Origin of the sequence: Helicobacter pylori NCTC 11637 = CCUG 17874 = ATCC 43504 = JCM 12093 (assembly GCF_900478295.1) — a bacterium.
Classification (GTDB): Bacteria; Campylobacterota; Campylobacteria; order Campylobacterales; family Helicobacteraceae; genus Helicobacter; species Helicobacter pylori.
The window spans coordinates 1,540,764-1,567,102 of sequence record NZ_LS483488.1 but is presented as its reverse complement, the minus strand read 5'-3'; the positions used below and the strand labels follow the sequence as shown (position 1 = coordinate 1,567,102).

General features: G+C 39.1%; 23 protein-coding genes, 1 tRNA gene and 2 pseudogenes. 16 read left to right on the top strand and 10 right to left on the bottom strand.

Features of this window, described 5'->3' with window-relative positions:
* Positions 1-9: 9 nt before the first annotated feature.
* The 4 genes from dps to DQL14_RS07815 form a co-directional block, all read right to left on the bottom strand.
* Positions 10-444 (bottom strand): DNA starvation/stationary phase protection protein, encoded by a 435-nt coding sequence (gene dps / locus DQL14_RS07830; RefSeq protein ID WP_108169318.1) that lies wholly within the window; start codon positions 442-444, stop codon positions 10-12.
* A gap of 205 nt (positions 445-649) precedes the next feature.
* Positions 650-1,795, bottom strand: a complete 1,146-nt coding sequence (gene flgS, locus DQL14_RS07825; RefSeq protein WP_000748820.1) for an acid survival sensor histidine kinase — start codon at positions 1,793-1,795, stop codon at positions 650-652.
* Complete coding sequence (locus tag DQL14_RS07820) at positions 1,792-2,109, bottom strand: hypothetical protein (RefSeq protein WP_000609406.1); 318 nt, start codon at positions 2,107-2,109, stop codon at positions 1,792-1,794. The genes flgS and DQL14_RS07820 overlap by 4 nt, the downstream gene beginning before the upstream one ends.
* Entirely contained in the window at positions 2,106-3,134 is a 1,029-nt protein-coding gene (locus DQL14_RS07815; RefSeq protein WP_108169317.1) for a flagellar basal body P-ring protein FlgI, read from the bottom strand. The genes DQL14_RS07820 and DQL14_RS07815 overlap by 4 nt, the downstream gene beginning before the upstream one ends.
* Before the next feature lie 188 nt (positions 3,135-3,322).
* Between DQL14_RS07815 and DQL14_RS07810 the strand changes: the two genes are divergently transcribed.
* The 3 genes from DQL14_RS07810 to DQL14_RS07800 are packed head-to-tail and all read left to right on the top strand — an operon-like array spanning position 3,323 to position 6,456.
* Positions 3,323-4,801 (top strand): DEAD/DEAH box helicase, encoded by a 1,479-nt coding sequence (locus DQL14_RS07810; RefSeq protein ID WP_108169316.1) that lies wholly within the window; start codon positions 3,323-3,325, stop codon positions 4,799-4,801.
* Positions 4,802-4,821: 20 nt separating this feature from the next.
* Positions 4,822-5,910 carry a prohibitin family protein gene (locus DQL14_RS07805; protein ID WP_001121075.1) on the top strand — a complete coding sequence of 363 codons (1,089 nt, stop codon included), beginning with the start codon at positions 4,822-4,824 and terminating at the stop codon, positions 5,908-5,910.
* Between the two features lie 6 nt (positions 5,911-5,916).
* Positions 5,917-6,456, top strand: coding sequence for a DUF2393 domain-containing protein (locus DQL14_RS07800; RefSeq protein WP_108169315.1), 540 nt, complete (start codon positions 5,917-5,919; stop codon positions 6,454-6,456).
* Between the two features lie 73 nt (positions 6,457-6,529).
* Here DQL14_RS07800 and nikE read toward each other — a convergent pair.
* From nikE to DQL14_RS07785, 3 genes and pseudogenes are all read right to left on the bottom strand, one after another.
* Positions 6,530-8,080, bottom strand: a pseudogene (gene nikE / locus DQL14_RS07795) (nickel ABC transporter ATP-binding protein NikE).
* A gap of 9 nt (positions 8,081-8,089) precedes the next feature.
* Complete coding sequence (locus DQL14_RS07790) at positions 8,090-9,112, bottom strand: ABC transporter permease (RefSeq protein ID WP_000116861.1); 1,023 nt, start codon at positions 9,110-9,112, stop codon at positions 8,090-8,092.
* 101 nt (positions 9,113-9,213) lie between these two features.
* Positions 9,214-9,289 (bottom strand) — tRNA-Ala (locus tag DQL14_RS07785).
* 158 nt (positions 9,290-9,447) lie between these two features.
* Between DQL14_RS07785 and hopF the strand changes: the two genes are divergently transcribed.
* The 7 genes from hopF to xseA all read left to right on the top strand — a co-directional run bounded on the left by hopF (position 9,448) and on the right by xseA (position 17,068).
* Entirely contained in the window at positions 9,448-10,905 is a 1,458-nt protein-coding gene (gene hopF, locus DQL14_RS07780) for a Hop family outer membrane protein HopF (RefSeq protein WP_108169314.1), read from the top strand.
* A gap of 12 nt (positions 10,906-10,917) precedes the next feature.
* Positions 10,918-12,336 (top strand): Hop family outer membrane protein HopG, encoded by a 1,419-nt coding sequence (hopG, locus tag DQL14_RS07775; RefSeq protein WP_108169313.1) that lies wholly within the window; start codon positions 10,918-10,920, stop codon positions 12,334-12,336.
* Between the two features lie 98 nt (positions 12,337-12,434).
* The gene (purA, locus tag DQL14_RS07770) at positions 12,435-13,670 is read left to right on the top strand and encodes an adenylosuccinate synthase (RefSeq protein WP_108169312.1); all 1,236 of its coding nucleotides are present in this window, start codon (positions 12,435-12,437) and stop codon (positions 13,668-13,670) included.
* Positions 13,667-14,095 (top strand): flagellar FliJ family protein, encoded by a 429-nt coding sequence (locus tag DQL14_RS07765; protein ID WP_108169311.1) that lies wholly within the window; start codon positions 13,667-13,669, stop codon positions 14,093-14,095. The genes purA and DQL14_RS07765 overlap by 4 nt, the downstream gene beginning before the upstream one ends.
* Positions 14,088-14,747 carry a MotE family protein gene (locus DQL14_RS07760; RefSeq protein ID WP_108169310.1) on the top strand — a complete coding sequence of 220 codons (660 nt, stop codon included), beginning with the start codon at positions 14,088-14,090 and terminating at the stop codon, positions 14,745-14,747. The genes DQL14_RS07765 and DQL14_RS07760 overlap by 8 nt, the downstream gene beginning before the upstream one ends.
* Positions 14,744-15,793 (top strand): RIP metalloprotease RseP, encoded by a 1,050-nt coding sequence (rseP, locus tag DQL14_RS07755; protein WP_162296892.1) that lies wholly within the window; start codon positions 14,744-14,746, stop codon positions 15,791-15,793. Before DQL14_RS07760 ends, rseP begins: the two co-directional genes overlap by 4 nt.
* A gap of 12 nt (positions 15,794-15,805) precedes the next feature.
* On the top strand, positions 15,806-17,068 hold the full coding sequence (gene xseA, locus DQL14_RS07750) for an exodeoxyribonuclease VII large subunit (RefSeq protein WP_108169308.1): 1,263 nt from the start codon (positions 15,806-15,808) through the stop codon (positions 17,066-17,068).
* An 18-nt stretch (positions 17,069-17,086) separates the two neighbouring features.
* On the opposite strand, the gene DQL14_RS07745 is transcribed toward xseA, so the two are convergent.
* From DQL14_RS07745 to DQL14_RS08465, 3 genes are read right to left on the bottom strand one after another with little or no spacing between them, the layout of a single operon-like run.
* A complete protein-coding gene (locus tag DQL14_RS07745) occupies positions 17,087-18,259 on the bottom strand; it encodes a DNA methyltransferase (protein WP_108169959.1) in 1,173 nt (390 codons plus the stop codon).
* Entirely contained in the window at positions 18,252-18,698 is a 447-nt protein-coding gene (locus DQL14_RS07740) for a hypothetical protein (RefSeq protein ID WP_000226273.1), read from the bottom strand. The genes DQL14_RS07745 and DQL14_RS07740 overlap by 8 nt, the downstream gene beginning before the upstream one ends.
* A gap of 13 nt (positions 18,699-18,711) precedes the next feature.
* Complete coding sequence (locus DQL14_RS08465; protein ID WP_231952834.1) at positions 18,712-18,867, bottom strand: hypothetical protein; 156 nt, start codon at positions 18,865-18,867, stop codon at positions 18,712-18,714.
* A gap of 184 nt (positions 18,868-19,051) precedes the next feature.
* On the opposite strand from DQL14_RS08465, the pseudogene DQL14_RS07735 reads away from it, so the two are divergent.
* The 6 genes and pseudogenes from DQL14_RS07735 to mqnF all read left to right on the top strand — a co-directional run bounded on the left by DQL14_RS07735 (position 19,052) and on the right by mqnF (position 26,279).
* A pseudogene (locus DQL14_RS07735) lies at positions 19,052-19,748 on the top strand (BsaWI family type II restriction enzyme).
* Positions 19,745-20,503 (top strand): DNA-methyltransferase, encoded by a 759-nt coding sequence (locus tag DQL14_RS07730; protein ID WP_108169307.1) that lies wholly within the window; start codon positions 19,745-19,747, stop codon positions 20,501-20,503. The pseudogene DQL14_RS07735 and the gene DQL14_RS07730 overlap by 4 nt, the downstream one beginning before the upstream one ends.
* Positions 20,504-20,575: 72 nt before the next feature.
* Positions 20,576-23,146, top strand: a complete 2,571-nt coding sequence (locus tag DQL14_RS07725; protein WP_108169306.1) for an ATP-dependent Clp protease ATP-binding subunit — start codon at positions 20,576-20,578, stop codon at positions 23,144-23,146.
* Between the two features lie 56 nt (positions 23,147-23,202).
* Entirely contained in the window at positions 23,203-23,922 is a 720-nt protein-coding gene (locus DQL14_RS07720; RefSeq protein WP_025276683.1) for a cytochrome c biogenesis protein CcdA, read from the top strand.
* A gap of 9 nt (positions 23,923-23,931) precedes the next feature.
* Positions 23,932-25,065 carry an amidohydrolase family protein gene (locus tag DQL14_RS07715; protein WP_108169305.1) on the top strand — a complete coding sequence of 378 codons (1,134 nt, stop codon included), beginning with the start codon at positions 23,932-23,934 and terminating at the stop codon, positions 25,063-25,065.
* Positions 25,053-26,279, top strand: coding sequence for an aminofutalosine deaminase family hydrolase (gene mqnF, locus DQL14_RS07710; protein ID WP_108169304.1), 1,227 nt, complete (start codon positions 25,053-25,055; stop codon positions 26,277-26,279). The genes DQL14_RS07715 and mqnF overlap by 13 nt, the downstream gene beginning before the upstream one ends.
* Positions 26,280-26,339 lie beyond the last annotated feature (60 nt).

Below are 26,339 nucleotides of genomic sequence, written 5' to 3'. Positions count from 1 at the left end.
TTGGGGAGTTTAAGCTAAATGGGCTTCTAGCATCCAAATGGATTTTTGCAACTTGGCTAATTGATCGTCCGCATAAGTTACGGTTACTTTATCGCCTTCTTTTTCAGCGGTGTTAGAGAGCTCTTTAAATTCTTTTTCTAGGTGTTTGTAATCGCCTAGAATTTCTTTAAAGATGTCTTTAGAGTGGAAGCTTGTTTTAGTTTCTTCTTTGACGCGAGTGAGTTTGAGCGCTTCGGATAAAGTGACTAAGGGGTGGTGTCCTAATTGAACAATCCTTTCAGCGAGATCATCAAACATGTCCGCAAATTCTTCATAAATTTCTTCAGTGGCTTTATGCACAGTGAAAAAATCGGTGCCTTTCACATTCCAATGGAAGTTATGCACTTTCATAAATAACACGATCGCATCCGCTTGCAAATGTTTTAAAATTTCAAATGTTTTCATCAAAAGTCCTTTTTTTATAAAATGTTTTAGGCTTTTATTTTCATAAAAACCTTGATTGCTATCCTACACTAAAAGAGTTAATGAAAAATTTTTTTGTCTTATTTTTGTCAAATATTGATAAACCCTATTCAATTTAATATTCTTTAATCTTTTTAAAATTTTGTTTTATCGTAAAACTCATTTTTAAGGGGGATAGTTATCCAAATTAAGAAGCGTTAAGAATCTTAATTTCAAAGGTTTTTTCTTGATTTTCTAATAGCGCAATGCTCCCTTCATGGGCTTTAACCACTTGTAAAGACAGGGCTAACCCTAAGCCGTTACCCTTTAATTTGGTGGTTTCAAAAGGCTCAAATAAAGCGCTTTTGTTTTCCACTTCCTTGCCATTATCAATAATGGTGAAGACGATAAATTCATTTTGAATGAACGCTTCAATCTTCACCTGCCCCTGCTCGCTTTCTTCTAAGGCTTCAATCGCATCAATAGCGTTATACAAGAAATTTTGCAACACAATCCCCATTAAATCAAAGTCAAAAAACCCTTCTTCATCGCTAAAATTAAAAAGAAAATCAATGTCTTTGGAGTAAGTGTAGCAATTTAGGGCTTCTTTGAGATCGCTTTCTAGCGTTTTTAAACTTTGCTTGGTGCGGTTGGCTTGAATGCCTTTAGAAAAAAGCAAGGTGGCTTTAATGATTCTTTCCACGCGCCATAAAGCTTTTTGCAATTCTACAACAATGGGCTTAGTCTTTTCGTTCGCATGCTTTAATAACACTGAAGCTAAAAGAGAGATAGAGCCTACAGGGTTTCTGATCTCATGGGCTAAATGCGCTGAGATTTTCCCCATAGAAGCGAGCCGCTCTTGGCGTTTTTGAGCGCTAATATCGGTTGCGGTGATGATTTGCTTGCCTTGAATGCTGTTTTGCTGGACTAAATAGCTTTTATTTTCATGTTCAATTTCAGTGTTAAAATTTTCTAATTTAGCCTTATTGAACACCTCATGGCTTTGATTGGCTAAAGAATTCTTATAAAAAAAGCTCCCGTTTTCATTCATCACCCAAATGGCTTGCGGTAAAATCTCTATGACCCATTCATAAAGGGCTTTATAATCCTTAAATTCTTTTTCTACCTTGTAGCTTTGCAAAATAAATTGGTTTAAAAGCCCTAGCAATTCTTGCATGTCTTTTTTGTTGGAAAAATTTTCTAATAAATCTTCGCTCTCTTTGGGTTTAAAATTCTCTAATGAAATCACATTATCCTCTTTTTTTAACAACCCCTTGAAAGAAGAAGCCTTATCAGAGTGTTTCAAATGGGAACGCTTTAAATAAGGGCGTTTTAAGCGCTTGGATTTTTTCATGGTTTTTGTTTTTCTTGCTCTTTTAAGAAATTAAACAGCATTTCGCTATAGCCAAAATTCCCGCTCAATTCTTTAGAAAGGGTGTCCTTATACATGGAAGTGTAAATCTCATCGCCTGGGGCTTTAGGATACAAAGGGTTATCCATTTTCATAGCGCTATCCAGCATGAATTTTAAAAGCAGTGCTTCAAAAGAATCGGTTTGTTCTTTGAGGAGCTTGTCGTTTTTATTTTGAGCTAGCGCTTTTAATTTCTCTTCGCTCGCTAATTTAGAAACATTGTATTGTTCTAGCATGGCTTTATTGTTGTTTATCATAGTATCTCCATTTCAGCGCTAATCGCGCCGCTTTTTTTTAGGGCTTGCAAGATTGAAACCATCCCCTTAGCGCTCACGCCAATTTTTTGTAAGGCTTTCACCACCCCGGCAATGGTGATGTTTTTCCCGTTAGAACTCAGCGTGTTATGAGCGGCGTCTAAGGACATGTTGTTGTCTAAATCCTGCGTGTTTTTAGAATTGTTTAAAGGCTCTTTAGTGATTTTCAGCGTGATGTCTTGGCTTGTAACCACTATAGGATGCACCATTATATCCACTCCTGAAACGATCGTGCCTGATTTTTCATCTACAATGATCTTATTTTTCGCGCTGTAATTAATAGGGATTTCTTGCACTAAGGCTAAAAACTCCACCATAGAAAAACGCTCTGGGCGAGTGATTTGAATGGTTTTTGGATCTAACGCTATGGCTACTTTATTGCCAAACACCTTATTTAAAGTGTTTTGCACTTGGATAGCGTTTTTAAAATTGGGGTTTTTTAGGCTTAAAACCATGGCGTTTTTATGGAACAAATCATACGAAACTTCCCTTTCAATAGTCGCCCCATTGATGATATTGGCTGAGAGCAAGTTATTAGAATTGCCCGAAGTGATAGCCCCTTGAGCGAGGGCGTAAATATTCCCATCTACCGCATTTAAAGGGGTCATCACCAAAGTCCCTCCTTGAATGGATTTTGCATCCCCAATAGAAGAAATTTGAATATCAATTTTATCGCCCTGTCTTGCAAAGGGGGGTAAGGAGGCTGTAATCATCACGGCAGCGACATTTTTAGATTTAATATCGTCTGCAGAGATCTTAACATTCACGCTCTCTAGCATGTTAGAAATGGATTGCATGGTGAATTTTGAGCCGGATTTATCCCCTGTGCCATTCAAGCCAATCACAAGCCCATAACCAATCAGCTGGTTATCCCTTACGCCTACCACGCTCGCTATATCGCCTATTTTTTCGGCCAAAAGCTTGTGGAAGGCTAATACAAAAATAAGCCATAAAAACACCCGTTTCAATCAAACCCTTTCTTATTCCCTAAATTCTAATTATTTTAGCATAAGCCTTTTATAAAAACTTTAAACCTAATTGAGCGTATTTTTATGCTATACTCAAAAATCTTATAAACTTTAAATCAAAGATTTTAATTTTAGCCTTTTATTAGCTTTTTATAAAGTTTCAAATTAAATTGAGGTATGAATCTCCCATGGAATTTAATCAACCACCACTCCCTACAGAAATTGATGATGACGCTTATCATAAGCCGAGTTTTAATGATTTGGGCTTAAAAGAATCGGTTTTAAAATCCGTTTATGAAGCCGGTTTCACTTCCCCAAGCCCCATTCAAGAAAAGGCCATTCCGGCTGTTTTGCAAGGCCGAGATGTCATCGCGCAAGCCCAAACAGGCACAGGAAAAACCGCCGCTTTCGCTCTGCCCATTATCAACAACCTTAAAAACAACCACACCATAGAGGCCTTAGTGATCACGCCCACCAGAGAATTGGCCATGCAAATTAGCGATGAGATTTTCAAATTGGGCAAACACACCAGGACTAAAACCGTGTGCGTGTATGGAGGCCAGAGCGTTAAAAAACAATGCGAATTCATTAAGAAAAACCCCCAAGTGATGATCGCTACACCAGGAAGACTGCTCGATCACTTAAAAAACGAACGCATCCATAAATTTGTGCCTAAAGTGGTCGTTTTAGATGAAAGCGATGAAATGCTGGATATGGGGTTTTTAGACGATATTGAAGAGATTTTTGACTACCTCCCTAGCGAAGCGCAGATCTTGCTTTTTTCAGCCACGATGCCAGAGCCGATTAAAAGACTAGCGGATAAGATTTTAGAAAACCCCATTAAAATCCATATCGCCCCTTCTAATATCACTAACACCGACATCACCCAACGCTTTTATGTGATCAATGAGCATGAGAGGGCCGAAGCGATCATGCGCCTTTTAGACACCCAAGCGCCCAAAAAGAGCATTGTTTTCACGCGCACTAAAAAAGAAGCTGATGAATTGCACCAATTCCTTGCTTCTAAAAATTACAAAAGCACCGCTTTGCATGGGGATATGGATCAAAGGGATCGGCGCGCTTCTATCATGGCGTTTAAAAAAAATGACGCTGATGTGTTGGTGGCTACAGATGTGGCGAGCCGTGGGCTAGACATTAGCGGTGTAAGCCATGTGTTCAATTACCACTTGCCCCTAAATACCGAGAGCTATATCCATCGCATTGGGAGAACCGGGCGAGCGGGCAAAAAAGGCATGGCGATCACTTTAGTAACCCCTTTAGAATACAAAGAGCTTTTACGCATGCAAAAAGAAATTGATTCAGAGATTGAACTTTTTGAAATCCCCACCATTAACGAAAATCAGATCATTAAAACCTTGCATGACGCTAAAGTGTCTGAAGGGATCATCAGCCTTTATGAACAGCTTACCGAAATTTTTGAGCCGTCTCAATTGGTTTTAAAACTTTTGAGTTTGCAGTTTGAAACCAGCAAAATTGGTTTAAACCAGCAAGAAATTGATGCGATTCAAAACCCTAAAGAAAAAACGCCAAAAACCCCTAACAAAAAAACGCCCCAGCATGAGCGAGCGCGTTCTTTCAAAAAGGGTCAGCACAGAGACAGGCACTCTAAAACAAACCACTATTCTAAAAAACCCAAACGCCGTTAAAATATTTAAAAAGGAAATTCATGCCCATTGATTTGAACGAACATTTAAAAAAGAAAAATTCTCAAAGAGAAACCCCCACGCCTAATACGCCTAATAATGGGGGGCGTTTCATCCCGCCGTCTAACTCTTTTAATTCTAAAAAACTATCGGTTTTAATTGTCATTGTCCTTTTAGGCGTTATCGCTTTTTTGGCCAAGCCTTTTGAAGTGATTAGCTCAGGAGAAATTGGCATTAAAATCACCGCCGGGAAATACGAACCCACCCCCTTACAGCCAGGGATCCACTTTTTTGTGCCTATCATTCAAGACATCCTCATTGTGGATACAAGGATCAGGAATATCAATTTTTCACGCACCGAAGACATGGGCGTGGCGGGTAAAAACCAAGGGATTTTTAGAAACGACGCTATTAATGTGATGGATAGTAGGGGTTTGACTGTTTCTATTGAACTCACCGTGCAATACCGTCTAAACCCTCAAACCACCCCCCAAACGATCGCTACTTATGGCTTGTCTTGGGAGCAAAAGATCATCAACCCTGTGGTGCGCGATGTGGTGCGATCTGTCGTGGGGCGCTATCCGGCTGAAGATTTACCCATTAAACGCAATGAAATCGCCGCTCTTATCAATAGCGGTATCAATAAAGAAGTTTCTAAGCTCCCCAACACCCCTGTGGAATTAAGCTCTATCCAATTGAGAGAAATCGTCTTGCCCGCTAAGATTAAAGAGCAAATAGAAAAAGTCCAAATCGCGCGCCAAGAATCAGAAAGGGTGAAATACGAGGTGGAGCGCTCCAAGCAAGAAGCTCAAAAACAAGCCGCTTTAGCTAAAGGGGAAGCGGACGCTAACAGGATTAAGGCTCAGGGCGTGGCTGATGCGATCGTGATTGAGGCTAAGGCAAAATCTCAAGCCAATTTAAGCATTTCGCAAAGCTTGAGCGACAAGCTTTTAAGACTGCGCCAAATTGAAGTTCAAGGCCAGTTTAATGAAGCGTTAAAAACGAATAACAACGCTCAAATCATGCTCACTCCAGGCGGGGCTGTGCCTAATATTTGGATTGACACTAAAAGTAAGGTTAAATCTAGTATTGCTGAGAGTAAAGAGCCTTAAAAACGCATGGCATCTCTTGCCTTTATCCAAGCTTTTTTGGAGTCTTTTAAGGGCTTTTTAAGCCAAGCGACTTTAATTAGCGTTTTAATAGCGAGCGTTTTAATCCTTTTTTGCGCAGTTTTGCTCCTTTTGGCTCTGCTTTTAAGAAACCGCATAGCTAGCTATATAGCAACAACAGCTTTTTTGGGCGCGTTTTTGAGCATGCCTTTTGTTTTGAAGGTTTTACTCACTCAAGCGATTTACCCCATAGAAACACGCATCTTACACGCTAACCCTTTAAGTTATAGCAACGCCTTTTCTTTGCAAGTGGGAGTCAAAAACCATTCCAAATTTACTCTAAACAAATGCGTTTTACGCCTAGAAGTCCTTAAAAACCCTCACAATTTTGTAGAAGAGCATGCGTTTAAATGGTTTGTCAAAAAAAGCTATGAAAAAACTTTTAAAGAAAAGATTTTGCCTGAAGAATCCAAAGTCTTTTCATTCTTTATTGACAACTACCCTTATTCAAAAACAGCCCCCTATCAAGTTTCTTTGTTTTGTTTGTAGAAAGCTAAAAGATAACGCTCATTAAAAAAGCGGTTAAAAACGCTAAAAGCATAAATTTTTAAAATAGAGTTTTTTAAAGCCTGGATTCTAATAAACGCTTCGTATAAGCGTGCTTAGGGTTGTCAAACACCTCTTTAATAGTGCCTGTTTCTACGACTTTCCCCTCACTTATCACTAACACCTTATCGCAAAACGCTTTGATCACATCTAAATCATGGCTGATAAACAAATAGCTCAGATCCTGCTTTTCTTGTAAATTTAACAGCAATTCCAACACGCTTTTTTGAATGCTTTTATCTAAAGCAGAAGTGGGTTAATCTAAAAGAATGATTTTAGGTTTTAAAGCAATCGCTCTAGCGATCGCTACTCTTTGGCGTTCCCCTCCACTGAGCTCATAAGCGTAAAAGTTAAGCGATTCAGGGTTTAAACACACTTCTTCTAAACAAAGTTTTGCGAGATGGTGCCATTCTTCTTTGGAAGCTTTAGGGTAAGCAAAGCGCAAAGCCTCTGTTAGAATGCTTTGAATGCTTAAGCGAGGGTTTAATGATGCGTAAGGGTCTTGAAACACCATTTGCAAAATCTTGCGGTAGGGTTTGAACGCCTTAGAATTTAAAGGCCCCACGCTTTGGCCTAAAATCTTTTCTTCCCCGCTGTTTAAAGCGAGTTTTAAAAGCCCCAACGCTAGAGAGCTTTTCCCGCTCCCGCTTTCGCCAATGATGCCGATGTTTTCTTTGGCTTTGAGGGAAAAATTGACTGATGCGATAAGGGGCTTTTTTAAAGAAGGCCTAAAAAAGCGTTTTTGCAAGTAATAAACGCTAAAATCCTTCACTTCTAAAAGCGTCTCGTCTAGCGCTTTTAAATTTTTAGCGGGCAAGTTTGAAGCTTGAATCAAGAGTTTTGAATATTCGTGCTTAGGGTCATTAAAAAGATCTTTAGTCAAATTGGTTTCTACGATCTCGCCTTTTTTTAACACATAAACCCTATCAGCCAAGCGTTTGACCGCTTTTAAATCATGGCTAATGAATAAAAGGGCGATGTTTTTTTCCGTGCTCAATTGCTTGAGTAAGTCTAAAATCTGGTTTTGGATTTGCGTATCTAATGCGGTGGTAGGCTCATCGCAAATGAGCAGTTTGGGCGCATTAATAATGCCCATAGCGATACACACCCTTTGGCGCTGCCCTCCGCTCAACTCATAAGGGTAACGATCCAAAAATTTTTCGTCTAATTGAACTTGTTTCATGGCGTTTAAAACTTTTTCTTTAAGGAGCGTTTGAGAAGCGTTTTTATGGTGTAAAAAATAGGCTTCACTCATTTGCTTGCCGATTTTATGCAAGGGGTTTAGGCTGGATAGGGGGTCTTGAGCGATGTAGGCTATCGCATTACCCCTTAAATGCTGCATAAATTCTTCGCTTTCTTTTAAAAGGTTGGTTGTTTCAAACAACACTTCGCCATTATGGGGTTTGAATCTGGGGTTTAAACGCATGATGAGATTAGCGATAGAGCTTTTCCCGCTCCCGCTTTCGCCCACGATCGCCACCCTTTCGCTAGGATTTAACGAAATATTGATGTTTTGGAGCGAAAAATGCGCGTTTAAAACGCAGTTCAAGTTTTTGATTTCTAGCATGTAACCCCTTTATTTGAGCATGTTAGCGTTGAAAGCATCGCGCACCCCTTCGCCAATGAACACCAAAACAGAAAGCAACAAACTAATGGCTACAAACGCAACGATGGCTAAATGGGGCGTGGTGAGATTATCCTTGCCTTGATTGACCAATTCGCCCAAACTCGCACTCCCTATGGGCATGCCAAAACCCAAGAAATCCAAAGACACTAAAGTAGAAATACTGGCCGCCATTAAAAACGGCACATAAGTGATCGTCGCTACTAAAGCGTTGGGTAAAACATGGTAGAAAATGATTTTTAAATCATTCACCCCAAGCGCTCTAGCGGCTTTGGTGTAGTCCATATTCCTTGCTTTTAAAAACTCCGTGCGCACGACTTGAGAAAGCCCCATCCAGCTAAAGAGCAAGACTAAAAATAAAATGATCCAAAAATTAGAATTAAACGCGCTAGAAATCACAATGAGTAAAAAAAGCATGGGGATCGCGCTCCAAATCTCGCTCAACCTTTGCCCCACTAAGTCTATTAACCCTCCATAATACCCCTGAAACGCTCCCAAACTCACGCCAATAAGAACGCTAAAAAGGGTGAGTAAAATCCCAAACACTAACGAAACACGATAGCCATAAACCAGTCTGGCTAACACATCTCTGGCTTGATCGTCTGTGCCTAAAAGGTGTTTGAAGCTTGGGGGGGTGGGGGCAGGCGAGTCTAAATCCATAATGATCGTATCGTAGCTATAGGGGATGAGCGCATGGATAATGAAAGCGTCTTTTAAAAGCGTGTTTTTCACATAAGGATCGTTATAATCTGTGGGGGTGAAAAAATCGCCTCCAAACTCCACTTCCGCATAATTTTTGAACATAGGGAAATACGCTTTATTGTCTTTATAGATGAATAAGGGGCGATCATTGACCCACAAGGGGGCTAAAAGAGAAAGCGCTAATAAAGCGATAAAAAGATAGAGCGAAAACACCGCCCGCTTATTCTTTTTAAAACTCAGAATGCGCATTTTAAACAAACTGCTCACGCTCAAACTCCCTTGATGAAAAACAATTCCTAAGATTATAATTAATTATGGGTAATACTAGCAAGAAAATGGGTTTGATCCATAAAGAAAGAGGATAAGCGTGATAATGGTGGAGTGTAGGGGGTTCGAACCCCTGACCTCAACGCTGCCAGCGTTGTGCTCTCCCAACTGAGCTAACACCCCAAATAAAATTAAGCGAGCATTATAACATTTTGCTTAAAAGATGTCAATTTGATGCTTTTTTGAAACACTTAATAGCAAATTAAGAATGATTGTCTTAAAATTAGAAAGTTTCTTTTATGGATTAAGTAAAATCACTTATCAAAGCAAAAAGGATATTTTTGAAAAACCACTCCTTTAAAAAAACGATCGCTCTTTCCTTACTAGCGAGCATGTCTTTGTGTAACGCTGAAGAAGATGGGGCGTTTTTTGTCATAGATTACCAGACGAGTTTGGCCAGACAGGAATTGAAAAATCCAGGCTTCACCCAAGCGCAAGAATTAAAGCAGTTAATCAGAGATGGGGCTGTGAGGTTGCAAACTTCTGCCATTCCCTTATCCTACTACTTGGATATTTTAGGGAATAAAACAGCAACTCTTTTGCGTGAAAGCCTGAAAAACAATGCGCAACCATCACAGCCAAACGGACAAAGCACGCCAAACCCAGCCTTAGTCAATTTAGAGCGATCTCTAGGGATTTTAGGAAAACTATTGGATCTATCCCAACAATACGCTAATCAGGGTGTCATTAAGCCTTTGGTGGTGGATGTGGGGAAAGAACAAATCGGTATTACTGATAGCATGCTCTTGGTGGCTCAAAACATCGTTTTAGCTTTAGGGCAAGTGGATTTGAGCAAAATCCAACAAAATAAAAATAATGGTAACGGACAGCTATACGAAAACATCATGAAAGTCATGCTTTTAGGTGCGGGCGGGACTAATGGAGCGTATAATGGCGTGAGTGTGGGCGATATTGCCACAGGCATGCAAAATTTTTCTTCGCAAACGGGCTTGATAGGGGCTAATTCTACGGTTAGCGAGCTCAACGCTTTGATTAAGAGCGGGATTTCTTTAGATCGTGAGACTTTGAGGTTAGGGAGTTTTATTGAAAAAAATATTTGTAGCAGTGCATCGTCTTGTTTTACTGGGAGTCAGCTTATCTATAAGAAAGGGCTAGATAGAACCATAAACATCATTAATGCGGTATTAGGTCAGTTTGAATCTTCGGCTAGTTCTCTTTATAAGATTTCTTATATCCCTAACCTCTTTTCGCTCAAAGATTACCAGTCAGCGAGCATGAACGGCTTTGGGGCTAAGATGGGTTATAAACAATTTTTCACCCATAAGAAAAATATTGGCTTAAGGTATTACGGGTTTTTGGATTATGGCTATGCGAATTTTGGCGATACGAATTTAAAAGTGGGAGCGAATCTTGTTACTTATGGGGTAGGAACGGATTTTTTATACAACGTGTATGAACGCTCTAGAAGGAGGGAAAGGACTACAATCGGCCTTTTCTTTGGCGCTCAAATTGCAGGGCAAACTTGGAGCACTAATGTAACGAACTTATTGAGCGGGCAAAGGCCTGATGTCAAGTCTAGTTCGTTCCAATTCTTGTTTGATTTGGGCGTGCGCACCAACTTTGCAAAAACCAATTTCAACAAGCACAGGCTAGACCAAGGGATAGAATTTGGGGTGAAAATCCCTGTTATCGCTCATAAATATTTCGCAACCCAAGGCTCAAGCGCGAGCTATATGAGGAATTTTAGCTTCTATGTGGGCTATTCAGTCGGTTTTTAAGGAAGGCTCTTGATGAAAAATACCAATACAAAAGAGATAAAGAATACAAGAATGAAAAAAGGTTATAGTCAATACCATGCGCTCAAAAAAGGGCTTTTAAAAACTGCTCTGCTTTTTAGCCTTCCCTTAAGCATGGCGTTAGCTGAAGACGATGGCTTTTATATGGGAGTGGGCTATCAAATCGGCGGTGCGCAACAAAACATCAATAACAAAGGCAGCACCCTAAGGAATAATGTCATTGATGATTTCCGCCAAGTGGGCGTGGGTATGGCAGGGGGTAACGGGCTTTTAGCTTTAGCGACAAACACGACCATGGACGCTCTTTTAGGGATAGGCAACCAAATTGTCAATACCAATACAACTGTTGGCAACAACAACGCAGAGTTAACCCAGTTTAAAAAAATACTCCCCCAAATTGAGCGACGCTTTGAGACGAATAAAAACGCTTATAGCGTTCAAGCCTTGCAAGTGTATTTGAGTAATGTGCTTTATAACTTGGTTAATAATAGTAATAATGGCAGTAATAATGGAGTCGTTCCTGAATATGTAGGGATTATAAAAGTTCTCTATAATTCTCAAAATGAATTCAGTCTCTTAGCCACGGAGAGTGTGGCGCTTTTAAACGCGCTTACAAGGGTGAATCTGGATAGCAATTCGGTGTTTTTAAAAGGGCTATTAGCCCAAATGCAGCTTTTTAATGACACTTCTTCAGCAAAGCTAGGCCAGATCGCAGAAAACTTGAATAAGAGTGGTGGTGCAGGGGCCATGCTTCAAAAGGATGTGAAAACCATCTCGGATCGAATCGCTACTTACCAAGAGAATCTAAAACAACTAGGAGGGATGCTGAATAATTACGATGAGCCTTACTTGCCCCAATTTGGGCCAGGCAAAAGCTCTCAGCATGGGGTTATTAATGGCTTTGGCATTCAAGTGGGCTATAAGCAATTTTTTGGGAGCAAGAGGAATATAGGCTTACGGTATTACGCTTTCTTTGATTATGGCTTTACGCAATTGGGCAGTCTTAATAGCGCTGTTAAAGCGAACATCTTTACTTATGGCGCTGGCACGGACTTTTTATGGAATATCTTTAGAAGGGTTTTTAGCGATCAGTCTTTGAATGTGGGGGTGTTTGGGGGCATTCAAATAGCGGGTAACACTTGGGATAGCTCTTTAAGAGGCCAAATTGAAAACTCGTTTAAAGAATACCCCACTCCCACGAATTTCCAATTTTTATTTAATTTGGGCTTAAGGGCTCATTTTGCCAGCACCATGCACCGCCGGTTTTTGAGCTCGTCTCAAAGCATTCAGCATGGTATGGAATTTGGCGTGAAAATCCCGGCTATCAATCAAAGGTATTTGAAAGCGAATGGGGCTGATGTGGATTACAGGCGTTTGTATGCGTTCTATATCAACTACACGATAGGTTTTTAAGCTCTTTTTAGGGCTTATAAAGAGGTTCTTTACTTTTTTTTGGTATTCTAACAAGCTTTTAAACCATCCAATCTACTTTGTTTTAAGGATAATATTTTATGGCAGATGTCGTTGTGGGGATCCAGTGGGGAGATGAGGGGAAGGGAAAAATTGTTGATAGGATCGCTAAAGATTATGACTTTGTGGTGCGCTATCAAGGCGGGCATAATGCCGGGCATACCATTGTGCATAAGGGGGTTAAGCATTCGTTGCATTTAATGCCCTCAGGGGTTTTATACCCCAAATGCAAGAACATCATTTCTAGCGCGGTGGTCGTGAGCGTTAAGGATTTGTGCGAAGAAATCAGCGCGTTTGAGGATTTAGAAAATCGTTTGTTCATCAGCGACAGAGCCCATGTGATCTTGCCCTATCATGCCAAAAAAGACGCTTTTAAAGAAAAATCTCAAAACATCGGCACGACTAAAAAAGGCATAGGCCCTTGCTATGAGGATAAAATGGCCAGAAGCGGGATAAGAATGGGGGATTTACTAGACGATAAAATCTTAGAAGAAAAGCTAAACGCTCATTTCAAAGCCATTGAGCCTTTTAAAGAAGCGTATGATTTGGGCGAGAATTACGAAAAAGATTTGAGGGAGTATTTTAAAACTTATACTCCAAAAATTTGCCCCTTTATCAAAGACACGACAAGCATGCTGATAGAAGCGAACCAAAAGGGTGAAAAGATCCTACTAGAAGGGGCGCAAGGCACGCTTTTAGACATTGATTTAGGGACTTACCCTTTCGTAACAAGCTCTAACACCACGAGCGCTAGCGCATGCGTGAGCACCGGCTTAAACCCTAAAGCGATCAATGAAGTCATAGGCATCGCAAAAGCGTATTCTACTCGTGTGGGTAATGGGCCTTTCCCTAGCGAAGACGCTACACCCATGGGCGATCATTTAAGGACTAAGGGCGCGGAGTTTGGCACGACAACCAAGCGCCCAAGGCGTTGCGGATGGCTAGATTTGGTGGCTTTAAAATACGCTTGCGCTTTGAATGGTTGCACGCAATTAGCTTTAATGAAATTAGATGTTTTAGACGGGATTGATGCGATTAAGGTGTGCGTGGCTTATGAAAGAAAGGGCGAAAGATTGGAGGCTTTCCCTAGCGATTTGAAAGATTGTGCGCCGATCTATCAAACTTTTAAAGGCTGGGAAAAAAGCGTGGGCGTGAGAAAATTAGACGATTTAGAGCCAAACGCTAGAGAGTATATCCGTTTTATTGAAAAAGAAGTGGGGGTAAAAATTGGCCTTATTTCTACAAGCCCTGAAAGAGAAGACACGATTTTTCTATGAAAAAATTCGCTTTTGTATTGGTGCAATTAAAAACCCTTGCGTTAGAAAAAATAGAGCAAAAGCTTGAAAGCAAGCGTTTAGAATTGCAACAAAAGGAGCGAGAAGTTTTGGACAAACAAGCCCAATTGAGCGCGTTTAAAAACCCTGAATTGGGGGGAATGAGTCTTTTTTTACAAACCCAACAATTAAAAAGCGTTCTAAGAATGGAGATAGAATATTACCAACAAGAGAGCGAGAATTTAACTAAGGATTTAAAAGTTTTAGAAAAAGATTACCTTTTGGCTAACCAGGAATTAGAAAAAGCTAAAATCATTTTAGAAAAGGAAAAGCAAAAAGAAAAGGAAATTTTGGAAAAAAAAGAGCAGGCTCTTTTGGACGAAAACGCCATGATTTTACACTGGCAAAAAGAGGGCTTGCATGCGTAAAATCTTGTTAATGGGCTTGATTTTACAAGCGCTCTTTAGCGAAGAAGCCGCACAAGAATTGTTGCAATGCTCTGCGATTTTTGAATCCAAAAAAGCCGAATTGAAAGACGATTTGCACCGATTGAGCGAAAAAGAGCAGTCTTTAAGGATCTTGCAAACCGAAAACGCCCGCCTTTTAGATGAAAAAACCGATCTGTTGAACCAAAAAGAAAAAGAAGTGGAAGAAAAACTGAAAAATTTAGCCGCTAAAGAAGAAGCCTTTAAAACCTTACAAACGGAAGAAAAAAAACGCCTTAAAAATTTGATAGAAGAAAACGAAGGCATTTTAAGAGAAATCAAGCAGGCTAAAGACAGCAAGATTGGCGAGACTTATTCTAAAATGAAAGATTCTAAGTCCGCCTTGATTTTAGAAAATTTACCCACTCAAAACGCCTTAGAAATTTTAATGGCGCTAAAACCCCAAGAACTCGGTAAAATTTTAGCCAAAATGGATCCTAAAAAAGCGGCGGCTTTGACAGAGTTGTGGCAAAAACCCCCACGAGAAAATAAAGAAATCCCAAAAACCATACCACCCACGCCCCCTATAACGCCCACGCCTTTAAAAGAGCCGATGATAAAAGATCCTAACACCAAAGAGCCTGCAGGGGTATGATGTTCATTGTAGCGGTTTTAATGCTGGCGTTTTTAATCTTTGTCCATGAATTAGGGCATTTCACGATCGCTAGGATTTGTGGGGTGAAAGTAGAAGTTTTTAGCATTGGTTTTGGTAAAAAACTCTGTTTTTTTAAGCTTTTTGGCACGCAATTCGCTTTGTCTTTGATCCCGCTTGGGGGCTATGTGAAATTAAAGGGCATGGATAAAGAAGAAAATAAAACGAATGAAACCGCGAATGACAGCTACGCGCAAAAAAGCCCTTTTCAAAAGCTATGGATACTATTTGGGGGGGCGTTTTTTAATTTTCTTTTTGCGATTTTAGTGTATTTTTTTCTGGCATTGAGCGGGGAAAAAGTCTTACTGCCAATCATTGGCGATTTAGAAAAAAACGCGCTAGAGACCGGGCTGTTAAAGGGGGATAAAATCCTTTCTATCAACCACGAAAAAATAGCGAGTTTTAGAGAGGTTAGAAGCGTAGTGGCGCGCTCTCAAGGCGAGTTGGTTTTAGAAATAGAGCGAAACCATCAGATTTTAGAAAAACGACTGACCCCCAAAATCATAGCGGTAATAAGCGATTCTAACGATCCTAATGAAATCATCAAATACAAAGCGATAGGCATCAAGCCGGACATGCAAAAAATGGGCGTTGTTTCTTATTCTTTGTTTCAAGCGTTTGAAAAGGCTTTGAGTCGGTTTAAAGAGGGCGTTGTTTTGATTGTGGATTCTTTAAGGCGTTTGATTATGGGAAGCGCTTCAGTTAAGGAATTGAGCGGGGTGGTAGGCATTGTGGGAGCGTTAAGCCATGCGAGTAGTTTGAGCATGCTCTTGTTGTTTGGGGCGTTTTTGTCTATCAATCTAGGGATTTTAAATTTATTACCCATTCCAGCCTTAGATGGGGGGCAAATGCTAGGGGTTGTTTTTAAAAATATTTTTCATATCACTTTGCCAACACCCATACAAAATGCGTTGTGGCTAGCGGGTGTGGGGTTTTTGGTTTTTGTCATGTTTTTAGGGCTTTTCAATGATCTCACTCGTTTGCTATAAAAGGGGGAGTTGGTGCATGTATTGAGCGTGAGCGAAATCAATGCGCAAATCAAAGCCCTTTTAGAAGCGACTTTTTTGCAAGTTAGGGTTCAAGGGGAAGTGAGTAATTTGACTATCCATAAGGTGAGCGGCCATGCGTATTTTTCGCTCAAAGACAGCCAGTCGGTTATTAAATGCGTGCTGTTTAAAGGGAACGCTAACAGGCTCAAATTCGCTTTAAAAGAAGGGCAGGAAGTGGTTGTTTTTGGGGGCATTAGCGTGTATGTTCCAAGGGGGGATTATCAAATCAATTGCTTTGAAATAGAGCCTAAAGAGATAGGTTCATTAACCCTAGCTTTAGAACAATTGAAAGAAAAATTACGCCTTAAAGGCTATTTTGATAAAGAAAATAAATTGCCCAAACCGCATTTTCCTAAACGAGTGGCAGTCATCACTTCTCAAAATTCAGCCGCTTGGGCGGACATGAAAAAGATCGCTTCCAAACGATGGCCGATGTGCGAATTGGTTTGCATCAATACTCTAATGCAAGGGGAGAGCTGCGTTCAAAGCGTGGTGGAGAGCATCGCTTATGCGGATAGTTTTCATGACACAAAAAACGCTTTTGATGCGATTGTAATGGCTAGGGGTGGGGGGAGCATGGAGGATTTGTATTCTTTCAATGATGAGAAAATCGCTGATGCATTGCATTTGGCTAAAACTTTCAGCATGTCAGCTATTGGGCATGAGAGCGATTTTTTATTGAGCGATTTGGTGGCGGATTTAAGGGCTTCTACGCCTTCAAACGCGATGGAGATTTTGCTCCCTAGCAGCGATGAATGGTTGCAAAGACTTGATGGGTTTAATGTGAAATTGCACCGCTCTTTTAAAATTTTACTCCATCAAAAAAAGGCGCATTTAGAGCATTTAGCGGCTTCTTTAAAACGATTGAGTTTTGAAAACAAGCACCATTTAAACGCTTTAAAGCTAGAGAAATTAAAAATCGCTTTAGAAAATAAAACCCTAGAATTTTTACGCTTTAAAAAAACGCTTTTAGAAAAAATCTCTACTCAAACATTAACAAGCCCTTTTTTACAAACTAAAACAGAGCGCTTAAACAGGCTAGAAAACGCCCTCAAACTCGCTCATGCCAATTTGAAATTACCCCAATTCGGGGCGTTTTTGAGCAAAAATAATCAAGCGATAGAATTAGAGGCATTAAAAAGGGGCGATAAAATTGAATTGAATAATGAAAAAGCCAGAGCGAGCGCTGAAATTTTGAGCGTGGATAGGGTGTAGGGGTTTGAAAAATAATATTTAAAATAAAATAGATTTTGTTTTTAAAATTTCGTATTCACTTCTTTTGATGATCTTTTCTAAACGCAACAGCATGATGTTTGAAATCGTGTTTTTATACCCCTTGTTTTTTAAAATGCTAACAGCTTGCGGGTTATTTTTAATTTTTTCTTCTTTTTGGCACAAATAAAAAGACCAATTCAAATAATAATCCTTATTAACTTCTATAACCGCTTGCGCTGTTGTCCCGCTGCCTGCAAAAAAATCTAAAATAATAGAATCTTTAGGGGTGGAGCATAATAATAAATATTTAATCAATGCTACAGGTTTTGGCGTCTTAAAAAGCCCCTTTAAGCCTAATTTTTCTAAATCTTTTGTGCCTTGTCGGCTATAAAAATCTAACACGCTCAAACAATTATCTTGCGATTCTTTTAAGTAATATTTTTCATAAGGGCGATTATTCTTAAAAATAAGTCTATTTTGATAATATAACTCCTTAAGCTTTTCATCGCTGCTCCACCCTCTGCTTTTTAAGGGTTCTAAAAAAAGATTGATTTCTTGTATCGCTACACTGCGTGGGCTTGAAGGCGTAGATAAATCTTTAGCGAAATAAATCTCACCTTTTTCATCCACTAAATTATAATTTTTTAAAAAATTAAAATGTTCTTTTTGGGATAACTCTTTGATTTGTTCTTTTAAAACAAGTTGGGCTTGAGCTTGTCCTTTTTGTCTAAAAACATTCTTAATCGTTCGCATTAAATCTTTTAATGCTTTAGCATAAATGGGCAAAAGCGTTCGTAAGATTTTAAAACCAGGAGCGAACGCTTTATTTTTAGCGTAGCTTAAAACATATTCATGGGTGGTATTGATGTGTTTAGCGTTAGACCTTGTGGCTTGTTTAGTGATAAAAGTGCCTAAAAAATTGCGCGTTCCAAAAATCTCATTGGCAATGATTTTAACTTCAGCCATTTTATTATCATCTATAGAAATAAAAATACAACCACTTTGTTTTAACACAGCCTTTGCTAAAATCAAATGTTCTTTAATCCATTTTTCATAATTAGCATGAGCGTCTTCGTATTCAAAGTTAGAACTCTTAGTGTTATAAGGGGGGTCTATATAGATAGTTTGGATGCTTTCTTTTTCTATTCTTTTCAAACACTCCAAAGCCTCCATAATAAAAACTTTATGCAAGATGGTTTTCCCAAGAAAAATGACCAAATTTAAGATTAAAAAGGTTGATAAGCTCTTGTTCTTTTAAATCAATGGGTTTCATTTTAAAATCAAATTCTTTGATTAATTTACTAACCCCTATCGTTTGAGTTGAACGCCTGCTCTCATTATGACACTCTTTCACTTTTTGCTCTAAATACAAGCCAATTTTAGGGTGCTTTCCATAAACAATGAATAAAAGATTAGAAATATTATTCCAAACGCCCACGGCTAAAGTCGTTTTAATGTCGCAAAAAACTTTGGCTTTTTCTAAAGTGGTGTCATTAAAAGTTGCACTCCAAGTCTTACTCTGGAAAGATACTTGTTTGATTTCTAAAAATTCATCGCTTGAACTTCTTTTGGCATCAAGACCATGCTTTTGAATATTGATAAGCTCATAATCTAAATATAGAGCCACCATGCTGTCTCTCAATTCATTCAAAAAATGAATCGTTGTCATGTTTATTGTATTTATTTTGAATTTCTTCAATCGGCTTTAATGCCTGATAGCTTTCTGTAATGAAGTCTCTATTAATGGGCTCAAAGTGCCCTTTATTAAAAAATCCCAAAGATTGATTTAAAAATCGCATACCTAACCCTTTGATTAAACTCTGTCAATATTATTTTAGTGAAAATATATGATTCATTAGCAATACTTTTAAGCAGAATATAAATTTGCATTTCATTTTTATCATAAGCTTGTTTAAACACCAGCCATTATCAAAAAGTTTTGTATTATAATTTGATTGATTCCTAATTGATTAAGGTGTTTGATTGGGTTTAGCGGATATTATTTTAGAGCGTTTTAAAGATTTTATGAGAGGACAACCTGAGCCTTACAAGTTTTTACAGGTTTTTTATGTGCAAGAAAAAGAACGCTTTTTAAACCATAAAATGAACGATTATATCAAGCAAAATAAAAGCAAAGAAGAGGCTAGCATTTTGGCCAGACAAGGCTTTGTCAGCACCATAGGAAGGGTGTTAGAAAAAATCGTAGAACTTTTATTAAAAGATTTTTGTGTTAAAAACAATGTCAAAATGACGAACGATAAAATCTTAAGGGCTAAGTGCATTAATGGCGAGCTGGATAAAGTCAAACGGGCTTTATTGGTGCATTTTTGGAGAATATAGCGTCTTACCTGATGGAGATATAATTCTTTATCAAACCAACAAGGATAATGTCAAAATCCTAGCGATTTTATCGGTAAAAAATTCGTTCAGAGAGCGTTTCACAGAAACGCCTTATTGGAAATTAAAGCTTTTGCAATCGCCTATAACTTCTCACATTAAAGTTTTCATGATAACACCGGATAACGATGATGAAATCAGCTTTAAAGACAAGCCTAAGAAAGCCAGGATTGTTATGGAGCATGAATGAGATGGCCTTTATTTAGCCAAAAGCCATTTTGATCAAAGCTCTAAAATTAAGGGTATAGAAAATTTATTAGAAGATTTAAAAAGGCTTTTATGAAACCTTATTTCAGTTTGGAAAAATTGGATTTATACCATGGCGATGCGAGCGTTTTAGAGACTTTTGAAAAAGGTTTTTATGATTTGTGCGTTACTTCACCGCCCTATAATTTGAGTATTGAATACCAAGGGAGTGATGATTTTAGGGCTTATGATGATTATTTGAATTGGTGTAAAAATTGGCTTAAAAATTGTTATTTTTGGGGTAAGGAACAGGCGAGATTGTGCTTGAATGTCCCTTTAGATACGAATAAACATGGCAAGCAAAGTTTGGGGGCAGATATTATTGCCATAGCTAAAGAATGCGGTTGGAAATACCAAAATACGATCATTTGGAATGAAAGCAATATTTCAAGACGCACCGCTTGGGGGAGTTGGCTGCAAGCTAGCGTGCCTTATGCGATCGCTCCTGTGGAGTTGATCGTTGTTTTTTATAAAAACGAATATAAACGAAAAAAACAAACTTCTACGATGAGTAAAGAGGAATTTTTACTCTACACGAACGGGCTTTGGAATTTTAGCGGTGAATCCAAAAAGCGCTTAAAGCACCCAGCCCCATTCCCAAGGGAATTACCCAGGCGTTGCATCCAATTGTTTTCTTTTTTGGAAGACACGATTTTTGATCCTTTTAGCGGATCTGGCACGACTATTTTAGAGGCCAACGCTTTAGGGCGTTTTAGCGTGGGTTTAGAGATTGAAAAAGAATATTGTGAGTTGTCTAAAAAGCGTATTTTGGAGAGTTTGTCGTTAGTGTGAGCGTTTTAAAAACCTTTGAGGGTTAAAATAGTGTAAAATAGTAAAGATTTTAAAACTCAAAAAGGATTGATAATGAATTTATTTGAAAAAATGACTGACCAATTGCATGAGGCTTTAGACAGCGCGCTCGCTTTAGCTTTACACCATAAAAACGCTGAAGTAACGCCCATGCACATGCTTTTTGCCATGCTCAATAATTCCCAAGGCATCCTCATTCAAGCCTTACAAAAAATGCCTGTGGATATTGAAGCTTTAAAACTTAGCGTTCAAAGCGAGTTGAATAAGCTCGCTAAAGTTTCACAAATCAGCAAGCAAAATATCCAATTAAACCAAGCTCTAATCCAAAGTTTAGAAAACGCTCAAGGCTTGATGGCTAAAACGGGCGATTCTTTCATCGCTACCGATGTGTATCTTTTGGCGAACATGAGCCTTTTTGAAAGCGTTTTAAAGCCTTATTTAGACACTAAGGAATTGCAAAAAACTTTAGAATCTTTAAGAAAAGGCAGGACTATTCAGGATAAAAACGATGATTCTAATTTGGAAAGTTTGGAAAAATTTGGCATTGATTTGACGCAAAAAGCCTTAGACAATAAGCTGGATCCGGTAATCGGAAGAGATGAAGAAATCATTCGCATGATGCAAATTTTGATAAGAAAAACAAAAAATAACCCTATTTTATTGGGTGAGCCTGGAGTGGGGAAAACGGCGGTTGTGGAAGGGTTAGCCCAACGCATTGTGAATAAAGAAGTGCCTAAAACGCTTTTAAACAAACGAGTTATCGCTTTAGACTTAAGCTTATTGGTGGCTGGGGCGAAATACAGAGGCGAGTTTGAAGAGCGCCTGAAAAAGGTGATTGAAGAAGTTAAAAAAAGTGCGAATGTGATTTTATTCATTGATGAAATCCACACGATCGTAGGGGCTGGGGCTAGTGAGGGGGGCATGGATGCGGCTAATATTTTAAAACCCGCACTCGCTAGGGGGGAATTGCACACGATTGGAGCGACCACTCTAAAAGAATACCGCAAGTATTTTGAAAAAGACATGGCATTGCAAAGGCGTTTCCAACCCATTTTACTCAATGAGCCTAGCATCAATGAAGCTTTACAGATTTTAAGGGGGCTAAAAGAAACTTTAGAAACGCACCATAATATCACCATCAATGACTCTGCGCTCATAGCGAGCGCTAAACTCTCTAGCCGTTATATCACCGATAGGTTTTTACCCGATAAAGCGATTGATTTGATTGATGAGGGGGCGGCCCAATTAAAAATGCAAATGGAATCTGAGCCGGCCAAACTCTCTAGCGTTAAACGCTCCATCCAAAGACTGGAAATGGAAAAACAAGCCCTTGAGATGGAAAAAAAAGAGAGCAATCATAAACGCATGCAAGAAATCCTTAAAGAATTGAGCGATTTGAAAGAAGAAAAAATCCAATTAGAAGCGCAATTTGAAAACGAAAAAGAAGTGTTCAAAGAAATTTCACGCTTGAAAATGGAAATGGAAAGCTTGAAAAAAGAGGCTGAGAGGTTTAAACGCAATGGGGATTACCAGCAAGCGGGTGAAATTGAATACTCTAAAATCCCTGAAAATAAAAAGAAAGAAGAAGAATTGCAGCACAAATGGGAAGCGATGCAACAAAATGGGGCGTTATTACAAAACGCTTTAACCGAAAACAATATCGCTGAGATCGTGAGCCAATGGACGCATATCCCAGTCCAAAAAATGCTCCAAAGCGAAAAAAATAGGGTTTTAAACATTGAAAGCGAATTGCAAAAAAGAGTGGTGGGGCAAGAAAAAGCGATCAAAGCGATCGCTAAAGCGATTAAAAGGAATAAGGCCGGGCTTAGCGATAGCAATAAACCCATAGGGAGTTTTCTTTTTTTAGGGCCAACAGGCGTGGGAAAAACTGAGAGCGCTAAAGCTTTGGCGCAATTCTTGTTTGATAGCGATAAAAATCTTATAAGAATTGACATGAGCGAATATTTGGAAAAGCATGCCATAAGCCGTCTTATTGGGGCTGCTCCTGGGTATGTGGGCTATGAAGAAGGCGGGCAATTGACCGAAGCGGTGCGCAGAAAACCTTATAGCGTGGTGTTATTAGATGAAGTGGAAAAAGCCCATCCGGATGTGTTTAACCTCTTGTTACAGGTTTTAGATGAGGGGCATTTAACCGATAGTAAGGGCGTGAGGGTGGATTTCAAAAACACGATTTTGATTTTAACCAGCAATGTGGCTAGCGGCGCGCTTTTAGAAGAGGATTTGAGTGAAGCCGATAAGCAAAAAGCGATTAAAGAGAGCTTGAGGCAATTCTTCAAGCCGGAATTTTTAAACCGCTTAGATGAAATCATCTCCTTTAACGCCCTAGATAGTCATGCTATCATTAATATCGTGGGGATACTCTTTGAAAACATTCAAAAAAAAGCGCTTGAAAGAGGCATTAATATAACTTTAGACGAAGAGGCAAAAGAATTGATCGCTGAAGTGGGATTTGACAGATTTTATGGCGCTAGACCATTAAAGCGCGCGCTCTATGAAATGGTAGAAGACAAGCTCGCTGAACTCATTTTAGAGGATAAAGTTAAAGAGAATGACAGCGTGGCGTTTGTGGTAGAAAATAACGAAATTGTGCCTAAGATTAAGTGAGCTTTTGTTATCCTAAAAAAGACAAGAAATGGTTATTTTTAAAAAAGGATTGAATGATGTTTGATAACACGCTTGTTAATCTCTTTGACACAGCGCCTCTTTTAACTTCGCTTTTAGCCGGGATTTTAACTTTTTTAAGCCCTTGCGTGTTGCCTTTAATCCCAGCGTATATGTCTTATATTTCTCAAATTTCTTTAGAAGATATTAAAGATGGTAAGGCTAAAAGGGTTTCGGTTTTTTTAAAATCCTTGATGTTTGTGGTAGGGTTTTCGCTCGTGTTTTTGGGCGTGGGCATGTCTATGGCCAAGCTTATCCATAGCTTTTCGTTTTCCTGGGTGAATTATATCGCTGGGGGGATTGTGATCCTTTTTGGTTTGCATTTTTTAGGCGTGTTTCGTTTTTCATTTTTGTATAAGACTCAAAGCGTTGGTTTAGCGAGCAAATCTAATAGCATGCAGCGCTTTTACCCCTTTCTTTTGGGCATGAGTTTCGCTTTAGGTTGGACGCCATGCATCGGGCCGATATTCACTTCTATAGTGATCATGAGCGCGAGTAAGGACGCTTACGGCTTAATGCTTATGGTGGTGTTTGTAATGGGCTTGGCGATCCCTTTTTTATTGGTGGCTTTAATGCTAGAAAGAGCGCTTTTGTTTTTAAAATCCTTAAAGAAATATAACCGTGCGATTGAAATTGTTTCAGGGTTGGTGCTTATTTTAATGGGAATACTGATCATGACAAATTCTTTAGAAAGCCTGACTAACTTTTTACAAAAATAGGAGGGTTTGATGCTGTTAAAAAACGCTTCGTTTTATGATGATGAAGTTTTAAAAAGAGCGGATATTCGCTTAAAAGATTCCCTCATTACAGAGATTGAAGAAAACTTAAGCCCTACTAATAATGAAGAAGTGATTGAGTGCGGCAATTTATTCGTGCTGCCAAGCTTCATTGATTTGAGCGTTACTGATTTAGAGGGTTATGAAAATTTAAAACAGAAGGCTTTTAAAGGGGGGGTGGGGCTGCTCAATGTTTTTGATTGCGACAAAAGCGGCATTAAAAATATTATGGCAATTAAAAACAACCAACTAGCCGACATCGCTACGCTTAAAAATAAAGGGGGGGAAATTTTAATCGCGCCATCTGACGCCTTTTTAGAACTCATCAGCCACTATGCCAAATCCTACAACTTGCCTCTTTTAGTCTCTTTAGAAAATTCTTTTGAAGCCCTAAATAGTGGGGAATTAGCCTATGAATTGGGGCAAAATTTTGTGGAAAATGCGTTTGAAAACACACACTTGGTGCGTTTTATGGAAGTTTCTAGAGCGTTACAAATCCCCATGCTTTTAGATAAAGTGAGTAGCATTGCCACGCTCAAACTCATCAAAGCCTTTAACAATTTAGGAGCGCGTTTGCAAGCCCAAACGCCCTTAAGCCATTTAATCTTAGATGAAAGCGTGTATGAAGATTATGAGCCACGATTTAAAATCGCTCCTCCTTTAAGGGATAAAGAAAGCCAAAACGCCCTAAAAGAAGCCCTAAAAAATAACGAAATCGCCATGCTCACAAGCCTTCATGTTTTTAAAAATTCTAACGCAGAGCTTTTTGAAGAAAGCGCTTTTGGGTGTGAGAGCATAGAGAACGCTTTTAGCGTGGCTTATACTTTTTTAGTCCAAAAAAAGGTTATTAGCCTCCAACAACTCATTAAAGTCATGGCGACTAATCAAGCGAGGTTTTTAAAACTCAATGCAGGCGAGGTTAAAGAAAATCAATTAGCCAATTTGATGATTGTAGATTTAAACGCTCAAACAAGAGTGAGTAATCAAAATTCGCCCTTTTATGGTTTAGAATTATACGGCGAAGTTCAAAGAATGATTTTAAAAGGGCAAACCACATTTATTAAGGAGAATGCATGCAAATCATAGGAGCGTCTTTAGTTTTTTTATGCAATGAAAAGTGCGAAGTGTTAGAAGATTATGGCGTAGTCTTTGATGAAAAGATTGTTGAAGCGGGTGATTATCAAAGTTTAACGCTTAAATACCCCCACTTAAAGGCGCAGTTTTTTGAAAATTCTGTTCTGTTGCCCGCTTTTATCAACGCGCACACCCATTTTGAATTTTCCAACAACAAGGCGAGTTTTGATTACGGGAGTTTTTCTGGCTGGTTAGGGAGCGTGTTAAACAATGGGGGGGCGATTTTAGAAAATTGCCAAGGGGCTATTCAAAACGCCATCGCTATGCAATTAAAAAGTGGGGTGGGGAGCGTGGGAGCGATTTCTAACCACTTGATAGAAGTTAATTTGTTAAAAGAAAGCCCTTTGAACGCTGTCGTGTTTTTAGAGTTTTTAGGGAGTAGCTATTCTTTAGAAAAACTAAAAGCGTTTGAGGCAAAATTTAAAGAGCTAAAAGATTTAGAAGACAAAAAGCTTAAAGCCGCTCTCGCTGTGCATGCCCCTTATTCGGTCCAAAAAGACATGGCTTTGAGCGTGATCCAATTAGCCAAAGATTCACAAAGCCTGCTTTCTACGCATTTTTTAGAATCGTTTGAAGAATTAGAATGGGTAGAAAACTCTAAAGGGTGGTTTGAAAATTTTTACCAGCATTTTTTAAAGGAGTCTCATTTTAAATCGCTCTATAAGGGCACGAACGATTACATTGACATGTTTAAAGACACGCACACTTTATTCGTGCATAACCAGTTCGCTTCTTTGGAAGCGTTAAAAAGGATTAAATCTCAAGTCAAAAACGCTTTTTTAATCACATGCCCCTTTTCTAACCGCCTATTGAGCGGGAAAGCGTTGGATTTAGAAAGAACCAAAGAGGCCGGTTTGAGCGTGAGCGTGGCCACTGATGGCTTGAGTTCTAACATTTCGCTGAGCCTTTTAGACGAATTAAGGGCGTTTTTGCTCACCCATAACATGCCGTTATTAAAATTAGCTAAGATCGCTCTTTTAGGAGCGACTAGGCATGGGGCTAAAGCTTTAGCTTTAAATAATGGCGAGATAGAAGCCAACAAGAGGGCGGATTTGAGCGTGTTTGGTTTTAATGAAAAATTCATTAAAGAGCAAGCGGTTTTGCAATTTTTATTGCATGCTAAAGAAGTGGAGCGCTTGTTTTTAGGGGGGAAAAGGGTGATCTAATTTGTTTTAAAGACAGAATGCGTTAAAATGAGAAATCCAAATCAATTAAGGAAAGAGTCA